The organism is Flexivirga meconopsidis, from assembly GCF_026162425.1.
In the GTDB taxonomy this organism is placed as follows: Bacteria; Actinomycetota; Actinomycetes; order Actinomycetales; family Dermatophilaceae; genus Flexivirga; species Flexivirga meconopsidis.
Genome location: NZ_JAOBQJ010000003.1, coordinates 457,188 through 474,073, shown reverse-complemented (window position 1 = coordinate 474,073; position 16,886 = coordinate 457,188). Strand labels below are relative to the sequence as shown.

13 protein-coding genes and 1 tRNA gene are annotated in these 16,886 nt (G+C 68.4%); 9 read left to right on the top strand and 5 right to left on the bottom strand.

Going from position 1 to position 16,886, the window contains the following annotated elements; genetic code table 11:
- The first annotated feature begins 14 nt into the window (after positions 1-14).
- From N2M23_RS12010 to N2M23_RS11975, 8 genes are all read left to right on the top strand, one after another.
- A complete protein-coding gene (locus N2M23_RS12010) occupies positions 15-716 on the top strand; it encodes a TetR/AcrR family transcriptional regulator (protein ID WP_265445785.1) in 702 nt (233 codons plus the stop codon).
- A gap of 83 nt (positions 717-799) precedes the next feature.
- Complete coding sequence (locus tag N2M23_RS12005) at positions 800-2,509, top strand: methylmalonyl-CoA mutase family protein (RefSeq protein WP_265445783.1); 1,710 nt, start codon at positions 800-802, stop codon at positions 2,507-2,509.
- Positions 2,506-4,659 (top strand): methylmalonyl-CoA mutase, encoded by a 2,154-nt coding sequence (scpA, locus tag N2M23_RS12000; RefSeq protein WP_265445781.1) that lies wholly within the window; start codon positions 2,506-2,508, stop codon positions 4,657-4,659. Before N2M23_RS12005 ends, scpA begins: the two co-directional genes overlap by 4 nt.
- A gap of 11 nt (positions 4,660-4,670) precedes the next feature.
- Positions 4,671-5,657, top strand: coding sequence for a methylmalonyl Co-A mutase-associated GTPase MeaB (gene meaB, locus N2M23_RS11995; protein ID WP_265445780.1), 987 nt, complete (start codon positions 4,671-4,673; stop codon positions 5,655-5,657).
- Between the two features lie 115 nt (positions 5,658-5,772).
- On the top strand, positions 5,773-6,678 hold the full coding sequence (locus N2M23_RS11990) for an endo-beta-N-acetylglucosaminidase H (protein ID WP_265445779.1): 906 nt from the start codon (positions 5,773-5,775) through the stop codon (positions 6,676-6,678).
- A gap of 91 nt (positions 6,679-6,769) precedes the next feature.
- Entirely contained in the window at positions 6,770-8,104 is a 1,335-nt protein-coding gene (locus tag N2M23_RS11985) for a lipase family protein (RefSeq protein ID WP_265445777.1), read from the top strand.
- 13 nt (positions 8,105-8,117) lie between these two features.
- Positions 8,118-9,314, top strand: a complete 1,197-nt coding sequence (locus N2M23_RS11980) for a GNAT family N-acetyltransferase (protein WP_265445776.1) — start codon at positions 8,118-8,120, stop codon at positions 9,312-9,314.
- 507 nt (positions 9,315-9,821) lie between these two features.
- The gene (locus N2M23_RS11975; RefSeq protein WP_265445774.1) at positions 9,822-11,459 is read left to right on the top strand and encodes an HNH endonuclease signature motif containing protein; all 1,638 of its coding nucleotides are present in this window, start codon (positions 9,822-9,824) and stop codon (positions 11,457-11,459) included.
- Between the two features lie 416 nt (positions 11,460-11,875).
- Here N2M23_RS11975 and rplA read toward each other — a convergent pair whose 3' ends face one another.
- From rplA to N2M23_RS11950, 5 genes are all read right to left on the bottom strand, one after another.
- The gene (gene rplA, locus N2M23_RS11970) at positions 11,876-12,604 is read right to left on the bottom strand and encodes a 50S ribosomal protein L1 (RefSeq protein WP_265445772.1); all 729 of its coding nucleotides are present in this window, start codon (positions 12,602-12,604) and stop codon (positions 11,876-11,878) included.
- A gap of 68 nt (positions 12,605-12,672) precedes the next feature.
- The gene (rplK, locus tag N2M23_RS11965) at positions 12,673-13,104 is read right to left on the bottom strand and encodes a 50S ribosomal protein L11 (protein WP_171153287.1); all 432 of its coding nucleotides are present in this window, start codon (positions 13,102-13,104) and stop codon (positions 12,673-12,675) included.
- A 99-nt stretch (positions 13,105-13,203) separates the two neighbouring features.
- Positions 13,204-14,040: a transcription termination/antitermination protein NusG gene (gene nusG / locus N2M23_RS11960; protein WP_425270238.1), complete on the bottom strand. Its 837-nt coding sequence runs from the start codon at positions 14,038-14,040 to the stop codon at positions 13,204-13,206.
- 469 nt (positions 14,041-14,509) lie between these two features.
- Positions 14,510-14,758, bottom strand: a complete 249-nt coding sequence (gene secE, locus N2M23_RS11955) for a preprotein translocase subunit SecE (RefSeq protein ID WP_265445770.1) — start codon at positions 14,756-14,758, stop codon at positions 14,510-14,512.
- Between the two features lie 36 nt (positions 14,759-14,794).
- A tRNA-Trp gene (locus tag N2M23_RS11950) sits at positions 14,795-14,867 on the bottom strand.
- A 246-nt stretch (positions 14,868-15,113) separates the two neighbouring features.
- Between N2M23_RS11950 and N2M23_RS11945 the strand changes: the two genes are divergently transcribed.
- Entirely contained in the window at positions 15,114-16,883 is a 1,770-nt protein-coding gene (locus N2M23_RS11945) for an RICIN domain-containing protein (protein ID WP_265445768.1), read from the top strand.
- Positions 16,884-16,886: the final 3 nt, after the last annotated feature.

Genomic DNA, 16,886 nt, shown 5'->3' with positions numbered 1-16,886 from the left:
GGGGAGGGAGCGCCGTGGAAGGCAAGAGCTCGACACGGGTCGCGACGGACCAGCGGTCGGCCCGGCGCGACGAGGTACGCGGCGCCATTCTGGCTGCGGCGCGTACGGCGTTACGGAATGACGGGCCCATGGGTGTCGCGGTGCGCGGCGTCTGTCGCGATGCAGGCGTCCCGGCGACCAGCTTCTACCGGCACTTCCCGGACCGGGTTGCACTGATGAACCAACTGCGGGTCGAGGCGTACACCACCCTCGCCGCCCGGGTGCGCCAGGCGCTGCAGACCTGCGCGCCCGGCGACCACCAGGCCGAATGCCGAGCCGCGGCCCGGGCGACCCGCCGGTGGTCACACGAGTCACGGGACGACTTCTACCTGCTCTATGGCGAGACCCACGCCGAGTGGCAGGCCGATCAGCGAGTGTGCGGCCTGCGCATCACCACCGGCTTGCTCGTGGGCACGGTGCTCGAGCGGGCCATCGCCACCGGTCAACTGGCGCCTCGCAAGCCGACCGCCGGCCTGCACGATCCCACCGAGGCGTGGCGCGCCGACGACGGGCCACTCAGCCCGATCGCGCATGAGCTGACGATGCACTTCTGGGCAGCAGTGGTGGGCTTCCTGATGCTCGAGCCCTGCCGTGGCTCCGAGATCGTGGACCCGGAGGCGTTCTTCGAGTCCTACCTCGATCTTCTGATGGCCGGCATGGGGTTCGCTGTCGACTGACCGCTGACCGCATGCACCCGGGCGCTCCGGCCGAATGCCGGACATAAATTGCATGCAATATTTGCCGTAGCTAAGGTGCGAAGGTGAGCACGGACACTTCCGCAGGCCGCCGCGAGTGGGAGCACGCTGCCGCCGGTGTGCTCCGCAAGGCCGGCCGCCTGGGCGAAACCGACCCCGATGACGCCGTATGGCGCAAGCTGACCCGCACCACTCTCGACGGAGTCGAGGTCACCCCGCTCGGCCTCCCGGACGAGGCGACCCGACATCCGGCGATCGATGGTCGCGGCGCGGTCGACTGGGACATCCGCTCACTGGTCGACGATCCGCGGGCAACCCCCGAGCAGGTGCTCGGCGAGCTCGAGGGCGGCGCCAATTCGCTGTGGATCCGCTTGGGCCCCACCGGCATTCCGATCAACGACCTGCGCCGGCTACTCGGCGACGTGCTGCTCGACGTCGCCCCGATCGTGCTGGACAGTCCCGAGGACCCGGTCGCGGCCGCCCGGGCATATGCCGATCTCCTCGCTGCAGCGGACGGCTCGGCGCCCGCTGGAGCGAGCCTCGGCGCGGACCCCATCAGCGCGCGTCTCGACGTGCCGGCAATCACTGCCGAGATCGCCGAGATCGCCAGTCCAGGCGGTGTCATCGGGCTGACCGCCGATGGGACGAAGGTGCACGACCGCGGCGCTTCCGACGCCCAGGAGCTGGCGTATGCCGTCGCCTGCGGCGTTAGCTATCTGCGCAGTCTCACCGGCGTGGGGCGGTCGCTCGACGACGCGGTGCGACTGGTCGAATTCCGCATAGCCGCAACCGATCAGCAGTTTGCGACGATCGCCAAGCTGCGCGCGCTCCGCCTGCTCTGGGCGAAGGTGCTGAAGGAAAGTGGTACGACCGGCCGCGCGCACGTGCACGCGGTGACCTCGCGGCCGATGATGACGCGGCACGATCCTTACGTGAACATGCTGCGCGGCACGGTCGCCGCCTTCGCCGCCGGCGCCGGCGGCGCGGACGCGGTCACCGTGTTGCCGTTCGACGCCGCCCTCGGCTTGTCCGAGGCGTTCGGTCGGCGCATCGCCCGCAACGTCTCGTCCCTACTGATCAGCGAGTCGCACGTGGCACGGGTCGCCGACCCCGCGGCGGGCGCACCGGCGATCGAGGCGTTCACCCACGACCTGGCGGCTGCCGCCTGGGCGGAGTTCTGCGTCATCGAGTCGGCCGGCGGCGTTGTCGCCGCGCTGGCCGACGGATCGATCGACGAGCGGGTCGCCGCCGTCGCGGCCGAGCGCCGCACGCAGGTCGCAACCCGCAAGCTGGCGATCACCGGGGTCAGCGAGTTCCCGCAGCAGCGCGAAGAACTGCCCGACCGTCGTCCGCGGCCCGAGGGCAGCTGGGCGGTCTCGGCCTACGATGCCGACTACGAGGCAATGCGCGAAACACCAGCGACCGCACCGGTTTTCCTGGCAACGTTGGGACCGATTGCGGCGCACACCGCCCGCGCGACCTTTGCCACCAACCTGTTCGCTGCGGGTGGGGTCGAGGTGCGACCGGCCGGAGCGACGGGCTCGGTGGACGAGGTCGTCTCGTCATACGACGGGGAGCGAGTGGTCTGCCTCGCCGGCACCGACGCGGCGTATGCCGAGACCGGCGCCGAGACGATCAGCGCACTGCGCGCGGCCGGCGCGTCATACGTGATCGTGGCGGGCAAGCCCGGTGACCTCGATGTCGACGACAGCTGCGCGGTGGGGGTTGACGCCGTCGCGTTCCTGGGCCGTGTCCGGAAGGAGCTCGGATCATGAGCATTCCCAAGTCTTTTGCCGACATTTCGTGGTCTGCGGATGCTGCCGAGGCGCCCGCCGCCACTGGGGGACCCTGGCTGTCCCCTGAGGGCATCGAGATCAAGCAGGTCTATGGACCCGACGACCTGCGCGACCTGCCGACCGGCACCTTCCCCGGCTCGCTGCCCTACCTGCGCGGGCCCTACCCGACCATGTACACCACCCAGCCGTGGACGATCCGACAGTACGCCGGCTTCTCGACCGCCGAGGAGTCCAACGCGTTCTATCGCCGCAACCTCGCGGCCGGCCAGAAGGGCCTGTCGGTCGCGTTCGACCTGGCCACTCACCGCGGCTACGACTCCGACCACCCGCGCGTGCGCGGTGACGTCGGTATGGCGGGGGTCGCGATCGACTCGATCCTTGATGCCAGAACGCTTTTCGACGGCATCCCGCTCGACAAGATGTCCGTCTCGATGACGATGAACGGTGCGGTGCTGCCGGTGCTCGCGCTCTACATCGTCGCGGCCGAGGAGCAGGGGGTGAAGCCGGAGCAGCTCGCGGGGACGATCCAGAACGACATCCTCAAAGAGTTCATGGTGCGCAACACCTACATCTACCCGCCCGAGCCGTCGATGCGGATCATCAGCGACATCTTCGCCTACACCGCGGAGCGCATGCCGCGCTTCAACTCCATCTCCATCTCCGGCTATCACATCCAGGAGGCCGGCGCGACGGCCGACCTGGAGCTGGCCTACACGCTCGCCGACGGTGTCGAATACCTGCGTGCCGGACGTGACGCCGGGCTCGAGATCGACGCGTTCGCACCGCGATTGAGCTTCTTCTGGGCAATCGGAATGAACTTCTTCATGGAGGTCGCCAAGATGCGGGCCGGGCGGCTGCTCTGGTCCCGGCTGGTCGGCGACTTCGACCCGAAGAACCCCAAGTCGCAATCGCTGCGCACCCATTGCCAGACCTCCGGCTGGTCGCTCACCGCGCAGGATGTCTTCAACAACGTCGGCCGCACCTGCATCGAGGCGATGGCCGCGACGCAGGGCCTGACGCAGTCGTTGCACACCAACGCCCTCGATGAGGCGATCGCGTTGCCCAGCGACTTCTCCGCGCGCATCGCCCGCAACACCCAGTTGTTGCTGCAGCAGGAGAGCGGCACCACCCAGATCATCGATCCGTGGGGCGGCTCCTACTACGTCGAGCGCCTCACCCACGACCTCGCCGACCGCGCGTGGGAGCACATCCAGGAGGTCGAGCGCGCCGGCGGCATGGCCAAGGCGATCGAGGCAGGCATCCCGAAGCTGCGCATCGAGGAGGCCGCCGCTCGCACCCAGGCGCGCATCGACTCCGGCGTACAGAGCGTGATCGGCGTCAACACCTTCCGGCTCGCCGACGAAGACCCGCTGGAGGTGCTCAAGGTCGACAACGCCGCAGTGCTGAGTGCGCAGCTTGGCAAGTTGGAGAGCCTACGCGCCGAACGCGATCAGTCCCAGGTGGATTCGGCCCTTGCGGCACTCACTGGATCGGCCGAGCGGGGCGGTGGTCAGGGCCTGGACGGCAACCTGCTGGCGCTTGCCGTCGACGCGGCACGCGCACACGCCACGGTCGGCGAGATCTCCGACGCGCTGGAGAAGGTGTGGGGCCGCCACCAGGCGGTGATCCGTACCATCTCGGGTGTGTATCGCGACGAGGCGGCCGGCGCCGGCAATGTGCAACGGGTCGTCGACGCGACCGACCGCTTCGAGCAGCAGGAGGGCCGCCGGCCGCGCATCCTGGTCGCCAAGATGGGTCAGGACGGCCACGACCGCGGGCAGAAGGTCATCGTCACCGCGTTCGCGGACATGGGGTTCGACGTCGACGTGGGTCCGCTCTTCGCGACGCCGGAGGAGGTCGCGCAGCAGGCGATCGACAACGACGTGCACGTCGTCGGCGTCAACTCGCTCGCGGCCGGTCACCTCACGCTGGTGCCCGCTCTGCGCGATGCACTGTCCGCCGGTGGGCGGCCGGACATCCGGATCGTCGTCGGCGGCGTCATACCGCCTGATGATGTGGCGACACTGCGCGAGATGGGTGCTTCGGCGGTCTTCCTGCCCGGCACGGTGATCGCCGACGCCGCGCTCGAGCTTCTCGACGAACTGTCCGCGTCTCTGCACCACGAGTGAGCAGCGCTGCGATGGCTCGTCCCGCCGTCGACGTCGGCGCACTGGCCGACGGCGTATGCCGAGGGGACCGCGCGTCGGTCTCGCGAGCGATCACGCTTGTCGAGTCGTCCCTGCCCAGGCACCGTGGTGCGGCCCGTGAGCTCCTCGGAGACCTTGCATCTCGCAGCTCGGGAAGCGTTGTGCGAGTTGGGATTTCGGGAGTCCCAGGAGTCGGCAAGTCGACCTTCATCGAAGCGTTGGGCGCTCGTCTGACCGCAGCCGGTCACCGGGTGGGCGTGCTCGCCGTCGACCCGTCAAGTGTGCGCACCGGCGGGTCGGTGCTCGGCGACAAGACCCGGATGGCGACGCTCGCGGCCGATCCCCGGGCTTTCATCAGGCCGTCGCCCTCCGCGGGGACTCTCGGCGGCGTCGCCCGCGCGACCGCGCAGGCGATGACGGTGCTGGAGGCCGCGGGCTACGACGTGGTGCTGGTGGAGACCGTGGGCGTCGGGCAGTCCGAGGTCACCGTCGCCGGCATGGTCGACACCTTCCTCTTCCTCACCCTCGCCCGCACCGGCGATCAGCTGCAGGGCATCAAGAAGGGCATCCTGGAGATCGCCGACGTGGTGGCGGTCAACAAGGCCGACGGCGACCGGGTGGTCGAGGCCTCGGCGGCAGCCAAGGACCTCTTCGCCGCGCTGCGGCTGGTGCGCAGTGGTGACGACTGGATCCCGCCGGTGCTGACCTGCTCAGCGCTCACCGGAGAGGGCATCGACGAAGTCTGGGATCGCGTTGTGCGGCACCGGGATTCGCTCGGTGAGCAGGGGCTCGCCGAGAAGCGGGCGCAGCAGCAACTCGACTTCGCGTGGGCACTCGTGCGCGACGAGTTCGAGCAACGGCTGCGGCACTCCCCCAGCGTGGCCGCGATCCGGGAGCAGGTACGTCGGGACGTGCTCGACGGCACGCTCCTCGCCACCGCTGCCGCGGATCAGCTGCTCGCGGCCTACGACGAGGACTGACGGCGCTTCCCCGCCCGCAAGCTTTACCGAATCCTGAACCTCGACCCGGCGACGCATCGCAACTAAACCGGTACATTCGTGAGGCACCAACGGTTCCCGCACCAAGGAGGCCGCCGTGCCCCACCCCGTCTCCCGTCGCTCCCTGCTCGCCGCCGTCCCCGGCATCGCCCTCGCCGGGAGCGTCGTCGCCGCGCCGTCCGCACGCGCGTGCGGCGCCGGCGCCAAGTCCGGGCCGCGCACGATCTGTTACGTCGAGGTCAACTCCAACGAGCTGGCCAACGCCGGCCGCTACTCGCTCGCCGGCAGCGGTGCTCCGCTCTTCGACGTCGCGGTGATCTTCGCCGCCAACATCAACTACGACGGCACCGCGGCATACCTCTATTGCAACCCGCAGGTGCAGGCGACGCTCGACAACGCGGCAACCCAGATCCGGCCCTTGCAGCAGCGCGGCATCAAGGTGCTGCTGTCCGTGCTCGGCAATCACCAGGGTGCAGGCGTCTGCAACTTCCCGACCGAGGAGGCTGCGTCGGCGTTCGCCGGGCAACTGGCCGCGATCGTCGACCGCTACGATCTCGACGGCATCGACTTCGACGACGAATACGCCGATTACGGCGTGAACGGCACCGGTCAGCCCAACGCCTCGTCGTTCGTGCAGCTGGTCACCGCCCTGCGACGGGCGATGCCGGACAAGCTGATCAGCTTCTACTACTACGGCCCGGCAGCGTCCCGCACCACCTACAACGGCGTGCAGGCCGGCGCGTCGATCGACCTGTGCGGCAACGCGATCTACGGCACCTACTCGGTGCCGAACGTGCCCGGCATGGGCAAGGCAGCGCTCTCCCCCGCGGCCGTGAAACTGTCCGAGACCCCGTCGTCGACGGCCGCGTCGTTCGCCACGCGGACGGTGAGCGACGGCTACGGGCTGTTTCTGACCTACGACCTGCGCGGCGGCGATCAGAGCGCCTACCTGTCGTCATTCTCCACGCGGCTGTATGGCGAGGCGGTCGTCCACACCGGCTGAGCGCGCCCGATCGGCGGCCCGCAAACCGCCATTCGCGGTTACGGATCAGTAACATGATGGTGACCCAGGACACACCCGTGGAGGATTCGTCATGCGCCTGTCCGCCCGTTCCCCGTTCACCCGATCGCTGCTCGCGTCGTCCGTCGCTCTCGGCACGGTGGGTGCCGCTGCGTTCTCGCTGAGCGCACCCGCCTCGGCTGAGACCTCGCGCGGTGTCGAGATCCCCGCCTTCTACAACGCCCCCGCGAGCGTGCCGGCCACACCGGGCACGCTGATCCGCTCCGAGCCGATGCCGCTCGCGGTCAATCTGCCAGTTGTCTTTCCCGGCAAGGCAACTCGGATGATGTACTCCTCCATCGACTCGTCCGGCAAGCCGGTCGCGGTCACCGGCGCGTACATCCAGTCGACCAAGCCGTGGACCGGCAGCGGGCCGCGGCCGGTCGTGGCGTTCGCGGTCGGCACCATCGGGCAGGGCGATCAGTGCGCCCCGTCATACGGATTGGAGCATCCGGTCGTGCTCGGCATCGGCTCCGACGGCAACACTTTCGGCATCAACTACGACATGACTCAGATGTCGACCCTGCTCAACCAGGGCTACTCCATCGCGCTGACCGACTATGTCGGACTCGGCGCCACCGACCGGTTGCACACCTACGTCAACCGGGTCGACCAAGGGCATGCCCTGCTCGACGCCGCACGTGCGGTGCGGTCGCTCGGCATGCCGGCGAACACGCCCATCGGCGCGTGGGGTTACAGCCAGGGTGGCGGCGCGGCCGCGTCGGCGGCCGAGTTGCAGCCGGGTTACGCCCCTGACGTGCCCCTCAAGGGCGCGTATGCCGGCGCCCCTCCTGCCGACCTTGCCACGACTCTGAAGGGCATCGACGGCAACCTGATCGCCGGCGTCATCGGCTACTCGCTCAACGGTTTTGCCCAGTCCTATCCGCAGATACGCCCGGTGATCGACGCGAACATCAACGCCGCCGGTCGCGCCGCGTTGCAGGACATCTCGACCCAGTGCATCGGCGACACGATCAGCTCCTACGCATTCCGTAAGACCTCGTCCTGGACGACGAGCGGCAAGAGTATGAGCGACATCATCGCCGCCAACCCTGCGGCGAAGCAGGTGCTCGACGAGCAGCGGATCGGCCGATCCCGGCCGGCCGCACCGGTATTGGTCACCTCGGACGTCGGTGACGGCACGGTGCCGCACCCGCAGGTGCGGCAGCTCGCGGTCGACTGGTGCGCCAAGGGCGCCAACGTGACCTACACACCGTTCGGACTGCCCGACCCGACGGGTGACAAGGCGGCGATCCATCACCTTGCCGGCATGGTCGAGGGTCTGCCCGGCGCGCTGTCCTGGATGAAGGGCCGCCTCGCCGGTCAGCCCGTGCAGTCCGGATGCGGGAAGCTGCCGCTGCAACCTTGAGTAGGTTGGCGGTATGTCGATCAGCATCCGCCAGCTCACCGCCGCCGACCGAGACGCCGACCTAGGGCTGTCGATCGAGGCGTTCGGCGAGCGTCCGATCGGCACCCCAGCCCCGGCGGAGCCTGCGCCATACCCGCCGAAGGGGTGCGTGAATTTTGGTGCCTGGCACGGTGATTCGCTGGTCGCGAAGGTGCGCTGCCGTGATTACGAGTCGCACCTGCCGGGCGGGCGGACGATCCCGACACTTGGCATTGCCGGGGTCACCGTGCGCGCCGAGGAGCGCGGGATGGGCCTGCTGTCAATGCTTTTCGACTCGGCGTTCGCACGGGCGCGGGAGGTTGGCCAGCCCATCTCGACGCTCTACCCGACCGCTCCCGGGATCTACCGCCGGTTCGGTTATGAGTTGGTCGGTGCGTTGACGACGCTGGAGTTCGCGTCTGCTCCGCTGGCCAATCTGCCTCCGGCAGAAGGTATTTCGCTCCGTCGTGCCACGCCCGCAGATCTCGATATGCTCCGCGCGCTCTACACATCGTGGGCGTCGGACCTGCTGGGCCCGCTCACCCGCGGCGGGCCGTCCGAGCCGACCTTCGCCGAGAGCATGTTCGACGACGTCACGGCGGTGACGATCGCCGAGGACGCCACTGGCCCGGTCGGCTGCGCCTGGTGGAAGCGCGGCGTCAGCGCCGACCCCGCAGTGGGCGTCATCGAGGTGTACGACCTGCTCGCCGCCTCCCCGGACGCTGCTCGTGCCCTGTGGCGGATGCTCGGCAGCTTCTCGTCCGTCGCCGGGCGGGTGCGCGTCGAGACCTCATTGCCCGATCCCGTGATGAGTGTGCTCCCGGGTGACACCGGGAAGGTGGTCGACGAACACCGTTACATGCTGGCGATTCTCGACGTAGCTGGCGCGCTCCAGGCGCGCGTGCCAAGCGCCGCACTCAGCGCGACACTGAGGTTCCGGGTGACCGGCGGGTATGCCGACGGAGTCGACGGCAGCTATCAGCTCGCCGTCCGCGGTGGCGAGATCAGTTGCAGCAGCACCGAATCCGCGGCCGGTCCGACGTTCACCGCCCGCGGTCTCGCGGCGTTGTATGGCGGCGCGCTCCGCTGTGCCCAGTTGCGCCGGGCCGGGCTACTGTCGGGCCCGAGCAACGACGATGCCGCCTGGGATGCACTCTGCTCCACGCCGACGCACATCCGCGACTACTTCTGAGCCTGGCGTGTGCGACCGAGTGGGGCGGCCCCTGGCGCCGGTCGAGTGGGGCGAAGCAGCGAAGGTCTCGGCGGTGGTCGAGTAGGGCGGAGGAGCGAAGCGGGGGAGCCCGTATCGAGACCACTGCGCTCCGCTGCATAGGCCTCCTCACGCGACCCCTCGCCCGCTCAGTGATCTCGCGACTCACCTCATTGCGTTGTGCGACCGGGTGGGACCGCGGGACGAGGGACCGCCCTCGCGGCCTCACTCCGCTTCGCTCCGCTAGCGCTCCGCTTCGCTGCATAGGGCCGCTCACGCGGCCCCTCGCCCCGCTCAGTGATCTCGCCACGCACCTGATCGTGCCCCCTTCTGCAACCTTCCGTTGGCGGTGGTCGAGTAGAGCGAACCAGGACCATCCCACCCGCCACTGACAACCCCGTTCGTGATCCCACGAATCACACTGGAAACACACACGATTCAGCCTTGTGCACCCTTCCCAACCACATCGAACACGTGTATGATTGACGCATGTCCCAGCTGCAGCAGGCACTCACCAACCAGGTGATCACCGCTGCCACCACCAGCGAACTCCTGCAGGCAGCACACACGCTGCTCCGCGCCGCGTTCAACAACGCCCGCCACGACGCCAACAGCACACAGGGCGACGGCACACCAGGCGGCGGCACGGGTCTTTCGGATGGCGAGCTGCTCGATCAGGTGCTCGCCACCCAACAGGTGCAAAACTCCGCCTGGGCCACCCAAACCCTGCGGCTGGACCAACTCGCGCAACGCGAATACGACAAACACCCCGAAAGTCCCGACACGTGGACACCGTTGGAAGTCGGTGCCCGGTTGGGGTGGACCGACCGGCAAACCAGTCTGCGGCTGAGCCAAGCGGTCGAGAGCGTCCGCTACACGCCGCTGCTGCTCCACCAGGCCGGAACCGGGGAGCTGGAGGGACGGAAAGTGATCGCGGTCAGCGACACCCTCGCCGACGCAATCCCGGCAACCGGCACACCCGAGGCGGCTGATTGTCCGGTCGACCTCGCCGCAACCATTGAAGCCGAGATCCTGGCCAGCGCCCCGGAGACCTCGACATCGACGAAACTGCGCCGCCGCACCGGGCGCCTGCTAACCCAGCACGCACCCGTCGCATCCGACCAAGCATCGGCGGCACGACGACGAGAGTCCACCGACGTGACCGTCGCACCCCACTGGGAGGCAGGCATGTCCACCCTCACCGCCGTCCTGCCCGCGTTGGACGCGGCGCAACTCATGACCGCGGTCAACACCCACGCAAAGACCCTGCACGAGACAACCACGACAACCAAAACATTGGGCGAGTGCCGGGTCGATGCCCTGACGGACCTGCTGTTGTCCAACGCGCACGTGACCACCGAACTCGTCCTGCACGTCCCCTTCCACCCCGCCGCCACCACCACAACGGCGGACAGAGGGGACGCGACCGGGGCCGTTGAGGCGACCGGCCCGGCCCGCGAAACAAGCACGGGGAAGGTGCGACCGCCTGCGCTGCGGGAGTTCATGCTCCCGATCAACCCGGTCGTCCTCGACCTCGGCACCTGCCGCCCGACCAGTTGCCGCCCGATCAGTGAGGCCGAACGCCAACTCAAAGCGATGGTGCTCGGGGCCGCACCACGGACCGGCACCCGGCCACCACCCGGTCGGATCCGCTCCCAGCAGTTCACACCCAGTGAAACTCCCGCTCCCACTGCGGACCCCGCGCAGTACCGGCTCGGCGACGCACACGTCCCCGGTGTCGGGGTCATCCCCGCCGATGCGATCCGCGAACTCACCGACCTGCTCGGCACCAAACTCACCCGCGCCCTGGTCAACGCCGACACCGGCACGGTGGCCGAAACCGCCAACCAGACCTACACCCCCGGCACCCGGTTGGCACGATTCGTCCGCGCCCGCGACCAACACTGCCGATTCCCCGGCTGCACCCAACCCGCAACACTCACCGACCTCGACCACATCACCCCCTACCCGGACGGACCCACCGCAGCCCACAACCTGCAATGCCTCTGCCGACACCACCACCGCGCCAAACACGAAGCAGGCTGGACCGTCACCATGACACCCGACGGCGTGTGCACCTGGACCAGCCCCGCCGGGCACACCTACCTCACCCACCCCGCCGACTAACGGACCGCTGATCTCGATACGGCCCCGCCTAGCGGCTCGACCTACTCGATCAGCCTCGGGAGGGGCCGGTTACTCGACCAGCGGGCAAGCGGCGGCTCGGCCTACTCGATCAGCGCGGGAAGGACTGGGCCAACGGGATCACGCGGCGTCCTCGATCAGCACGCAAGAGCGTTCGGTGATCGGCGATCCGGGCCTGCCGTGAGGTCGCCCCTCCCAGCCCCGACCCGGGTCGTGCGAATGCACCGGCATACCGAGCACACCGGCGCACCGAGCACACCGGCATACCGAGCACACCGGCGCACCGAGCACACCGGCGCACCGAGCACACCGGCGCACCGATCCGGCATACCAACACAAACCGGCCGCCCACCCCGCAAGGGGCGAGCGGCCGGTTTGTGTTGACCTAGAACCTTAACTCAGGCTTCCTGAGTCGCAGCGGCGTCCTCGGCCAGCAGGTTGCGCGTCACCGAGGCGTCGAGCGGGATGCCCGGGCCCATCGTGGTCGACATCGTCGCCTTCGAGATGTAGCGGCCCTTGGAGGCGGCCGGCTTCAGACGCAGGATCTCCTCCAGCGCTGCTGCGTAGTTCTCCACCAGCGCCTTCTCGTCAAACGAGGCCTTGCCGATGATGAAGTGCAGGTTGGAGTGCTTGTCCACGCGGAACTCGATCTTGCCGCCCTTGATGTCGGAGACGGCCTTGGCGACATCCATGGTCACCGTGCCCGTCTTCGGGTTCGGCATCAGACCACGCGGGCCGAGCACCTTACCGAGGCGACCGACCTTGCCCATCAGGTCAGGGGTGGCAACGACCGCGTCGAAGTCGGTCCAGCCACCGGCGACCTTGTCGATCATGTCGTCCGAGCCGACGAAGTCGGCGCCGGCAGCCTCGGCCGCCGCGGCCTTGTCACCGTTGGCGAAGACCAGCACGCGGGCGGTCTTACCGGTGCCGTGCGGCAGGTTGACGGTGCCGCGCACCATCTGGTCGGCCTTGCGCGGGTCGACACCGAGACGGAACGCCACCTCGACGGTCGAGTCGTACTTGGTCTTGGCACCGGACTTGGCCAGACGCACCGCCTGCAGCGGGGCGTACACCTTGTCGCGGTCGATCTGCTCGGCCGCGGCCCGGTAGTTCTTGCTGTGCTTCATGTGGTTCTCCTAGTGGGATTGTGGTTGTGCGGGCTGAAGCAGCCCTTCCACGGGTATGACGAGGAGGCTCAGGCCTCCGCGTCGATGCCCATCGACCGGGCGGTCCCGGCGATGATGCGTGCGGCGTTGTCGATGTCGCCGGCGTTGAGGTCCTGCATCTTCATCTCCGCGATCTCGCGCACCTGGTCCTTGGTCAGCTTGCCGACCTTGGTCTTGTGCGGCTCGCCCGAGCCCTTGGCGACGCCCGCAGCCTTCTTGATCAGCTCAGCGGCCGGCGGGGTCTTGGTGATGAAGGTGAAGGACCGGTCTTCGTAGACCGTGATCTCGACCGGGATGACGTTGCCGCGCTTGTCCGCCGTGGCGTCGTTGTACGCCTTGACGAACTCCATGATGTTGACGCCGTGCTGACCGAGCGCGGGACCAACCGGCGGGGCAGGTGTCGCCTGACCGGCCTGGATCTGCAGCTTGATGAAGCCGGCGACCTTCTTCTTGGGAGGCATATCTCTTGATGTTCCTTTTCCGTGGGCCTACGCCGTGGGCGATGACCCGGTTGCAGTAGCCCGGACGAGCATTCCTCGCGGGCGGGTGTTGCCTTCGGCTCAGATCTTGGCGACCTGGTTGAAGGCGAGCTCGACCGGGGTCTCCCGGCCGAAGATCGAGACCAGCACCTTGAGCTTCTGGGTGTCGGTGTTGATCTCGGAAATCGTGGCGGGCAGCGTCTCGAAGGGGCCCTCCATGACGGTGACCGACTCGCCGACGCTGAAGTCGACGTCGACCGGCGCACTGGACTTCCCGGCCGAGGTAGCGGCCGGCGTGCCGGCGGCGGCACCCGCGGGCGCCTCGGTCGTGGTGTCCTCGAACACCGGGTTGAGCATCGTGACGACCTCGTCGATCGACAGTGGCGACGGCTGGTGGGCGTTGCCCACGAAGCCGGTCACACCCGGGGTATGGCGCACCGCACCCCAGCTCTCGTCGGTCAGGTCCATCCGCACCAGCACGTAGCCGGGCATCCGCACGCGGGTGCCGGTCTTGCGCTGGGAGTTCTTGATCTCGGTGAACTCCTCCATCGGCACCTCGACGCCGAAGATGTAGTCCTCCATGTTGAGGCTGGTGATGCGGGTCTCCAGGTTGGCCTTCACCCGCTTCTCGTAGCCGGCGTAGGAGTGGATGACATACCAATCGCCGAACTGCGACTTCAGGTCGGCGATGAAGGCGGCGCGCTGCTCCTCGGCGGTGAGCGCCGGCTCCTCGGCGTCCTCCTCCGGGGCGTCCTCGCCCGACCCGGCCGCGTCGTCAGCGGCGACGTCCTCACCCAGATCGGCAGCCTCGCCGGCCACCTCGGCCTCGGCCTCGTCGTCGGTCTCGGCCCCGTCGACCTCGTCCTCGTCGCGCTCGGCGTCCGCCTCGGCAGCGGAGTCGGCGTCCGCCTCGGCGATCTCGGCGTCGATCTGCGGGTCGTCGGCGACCAGCTCGGCAGCGGCCTGGTCGTCGTCCACGTCGCCGGTGTCCTCGGCCTCGTCACCGTCGAGGTTGATCGCCTCGATCTCGGCCGGGTCCTCGGGGTTGGCGCCTTCGCGGGTGGCGTCCTCGGCCTGCTCGGTGTCGCTGTCACCGTCGGCGACGTCCAGGTCGTTCTCCATGCCCTCGAGCATGTCGTCGGCGTCCGCCTCGTGGGTGTCGTCGTCGGCAAGGTCCAACGCGTCGGCGTCCTGGGCATCCTCGGCCTCGAGGTCGGCGTCCCACGCCTGCGCCTGGGCGTCCTCGGTCTGCACCTCGATGTCCCGCTCCTGCGGGTCCTCGACCTGGTGCTCGGAGGTCCACTCGCCTGTCATTGCCCTGCTTCCCTTGATATATCTCGCGGTTGTGCCGCCGGATCGCGTGGACCCGGCGGGTGATGCCCGTGCGTCAGCCGCCGAACACCCAGCTGATCAGCCGCACGATCAACTGATCGAGGCCGACCACGAACGCCATGATCAGCGCCAGGAAGACGATCAGCGCGAGCGTGTAGTTGACCAACTCGTCACGAGTGGGCCGCACCACCTTGCGCAGTTCGTCGATCACCTGGCGGATGAACAGGATGATCTTCGCGAAGAAGCCGCCCGAGGCTGACTTGCCCTCGGCCGAGCCGCGCTTGGACGCGGTGCTCGTGCTCACGATGATCCTTACTTCCGCCGGTTGTTCTACGTCTTGCAGGGCACGAGGGACTTGAACCCCCAACCCCCGGTTTTGGAGACCGGTGCTCTGCCAATTGAGCTAGTGCCCTTCAGCACTGGCCAATGCCCGCCGGTTGGAAAGCGGACATGACTCAGCTTGGTTGTCGTCAACCACCCGAAGTGCGAGTGTACGCGACCGGCCGTCACCAAGGCCAACCGGCGAGCGCCGCAGGAGGTTCCGCCGCCCGGGGTGGCGCCGACAGTGACGCCGACGAGATCGCACACCGATGATTCTTGCTGAAGTTTTTGATCGCTATCGGTCAACTAACGTCATGAGCGGCCTAGTCTCGATGACTATGGATCTCCGTCACCGCTTGCTCACCATCGGCGCCTGCTCGGCCGGGCTGGCGCTGGCCGCCGGCACCTTGCCCGCCGCGCAGGCGGCACCTGCGCCCGCGCCGTCATACACCGTCACGACGGGCACCATCGGGCAGTACCGCTACCCGACCGACACCCCCGCGTTCCCGTTCGTCGACAGCAACGGCCAGTTCTACTTCCAGCAGTCCGCCGCGCTGTATGGCGCGAACGACCCGCATGAGTGGGAGTTCTACCGCGGCACGGACATGGACAACGCCGCCAAGGACGTCCCGCTGAGCACCTCGGCCGACCCGGCCAACCCGCAGGACCGCAACGACGACACGGTATGGCGCTGCCTGAACGGCCCGACCGGCCGGATCGCGACCAAGGCGCCGGCGCCGAGCCGCTATGCCCTCGCCAACTACTGCGACCTGGTCGGCACCTGGGTCGACCCGGACACCGGCGACTGGGTCGGGCTGGTGCACAACGAATTCACCCCGCAGCCGTTCGGCGACGGGCTGCACTACGACGCGATCGACTACGCGGTGTCCACCGACCAGGGCAAGACCTGGCAGATCAAGGGCCAGGCATTGAGCTCGCCATACAGCGTGAAGCGGGGCGACACAGCCGCGTTCCCGCAGCAGACCTACTACTACGGCGACGGGGACCCGCGGCTGTTCATCGACCAGAAGTCGGGCTACTTCTACGTCTATTACGGCTCGCGGATCGTCGACAAGGGCGGCAGCTGGGGCGGGTTCACTGAGCACGTCGCTCGGGCCCCGATCTCCGCCAAGATGGCGACCGGATCCTGGCAGAAGTACTACGACGGCAAATGGCAGCAGCCGGGCGTCGGCGGCAAGGAGAGCAACGTCGTCTCGGTGCAGACGTCACCGACCGGCTACACCGACCCGGCCAAGGAGTACGACCCGCAGAATCCCGGCACCTGGAAGCAACAGCAGGCGGCCGGCACGATGCCGCCGAACTCCGACCTGTTCATCCTGAACATCACCTGGAACGCCTACCTCGGCAAGTACATCGGCACGCCCGAGCGGCAGGTCGACGACACCCCGCAGAAGATCTACGCCACCGACGACCTGGCCAACCCGCGGTGGACCCTGATCGGTGACACCGGCCCGACCTACCAGACCAGCTCCTGGTATCGCTGGTTCATCGACCCGGTGAGCAAGACGCAGGGCAACACCGTCGGCAAGACCTTCCGCAGCTACTGCTCGATCGCCTGCGCCGGCGGCTCCGACGGTGACTTCGCGACGATCACCATCGACTCGTCCGCCCCCGCCTCGGCGCCGGTGGCGACCAACAAGCCACACCAGTTGATTTCCCGATCCGGTGGTGTGCTGAGTCAGGGCAAGGGCACCGACCAGGCGGTCGTGTCGACCGGCGACCGGACGGCGCGGGCGCGCTGGCGGTTCGTGCCGACCGGCGATGGCGCCTACACCGTGCGCAACCTGCAGTCGGGTCAACTGCTGGGCGTCGACAGCAGCAGCACCGCCGGTCGCGCCTGGGGTGCGCCGGTCACGCTCGGCACGGCGACGGCGTCCGGACCGAGCGCAGGGCAGCAGTGGTTCCTCTTGTCGGACGACCGCGGCAACCTGCGGCTGGTCAACCGCTACAGCGGCCTGGCGCTGGACCTGAACGGCACTGCAGGAGCGGCCGCGCGCACCCAGCCCTACCGCAATTGGGTTGGCACTGCTGGGAATCCGGCCGCGGCCGCCGCAAACCCCGCCACTCAGCAGCTACGCCTGAAGTAGGAC

What these genes read in the sequence shown, in the direction of transcription:
- scpA (WP_265445781.1), top strand. Translation starts at nt 2,506, where the DNA reads ATGAGCATTCCCAAGTCTTTTGCCGACATTTCGTGGTCTGCGGATGCT.
- meaB (WP_265445780.1), top strand. Translation starts at nt 4,671, where the DNA reads ATGGCTCGTCCCGCCGTCGACGTCGGCGCACTGGCCGACGGCGTATGC.
- N2M23_RS11985 (WP_265445777.1), top strand. Translation starts at nt 6,770, where the DNA reads ATGCGCCTGTCCGCCCGTTCCCCGTTCACCCGATCGCTGCTCGCGTCG.
- N2M23_RS11980 (WP_265445776.1), top strand. Translation starts at nt 8,118, where the DNA reads ATGTCGATCAGCATCCGCCAGCTCACCGCCGCCGACCGAGACGCCGAC.
- N2M23_RS11975 (WP_265445774.1), top strand. Translation starts at nt 9,822, where the DNA reads ATGTCCCAGCTGCAGCAGGCACTCACCAACCAGGTGATCACCGCTGCC.
- rplA (WP_265445772.1), bottom strand. Translation starts at nt 12,604, where the DNA reads ATGAAGCACAGCAAGAACTACCGGGCCGCGGCCGAGCAGATCGACCGC.
- rplK (WP_171153287.1), bottom strand. Translation starts at nt 13,104, where the DNA reads ATGCCTCCCAAGAAGAAGGTCGCCGGCTTCATCAAGCTGCAGATCCAG.
- N2M23_RS11945 (WP_265445768.1), top strand. Translation starts at nt 15,114, where the DNA reads ATGGATCTCCGTCACCGCTTGCTCACCATCGGCGCCTGCTCGGCCGGG.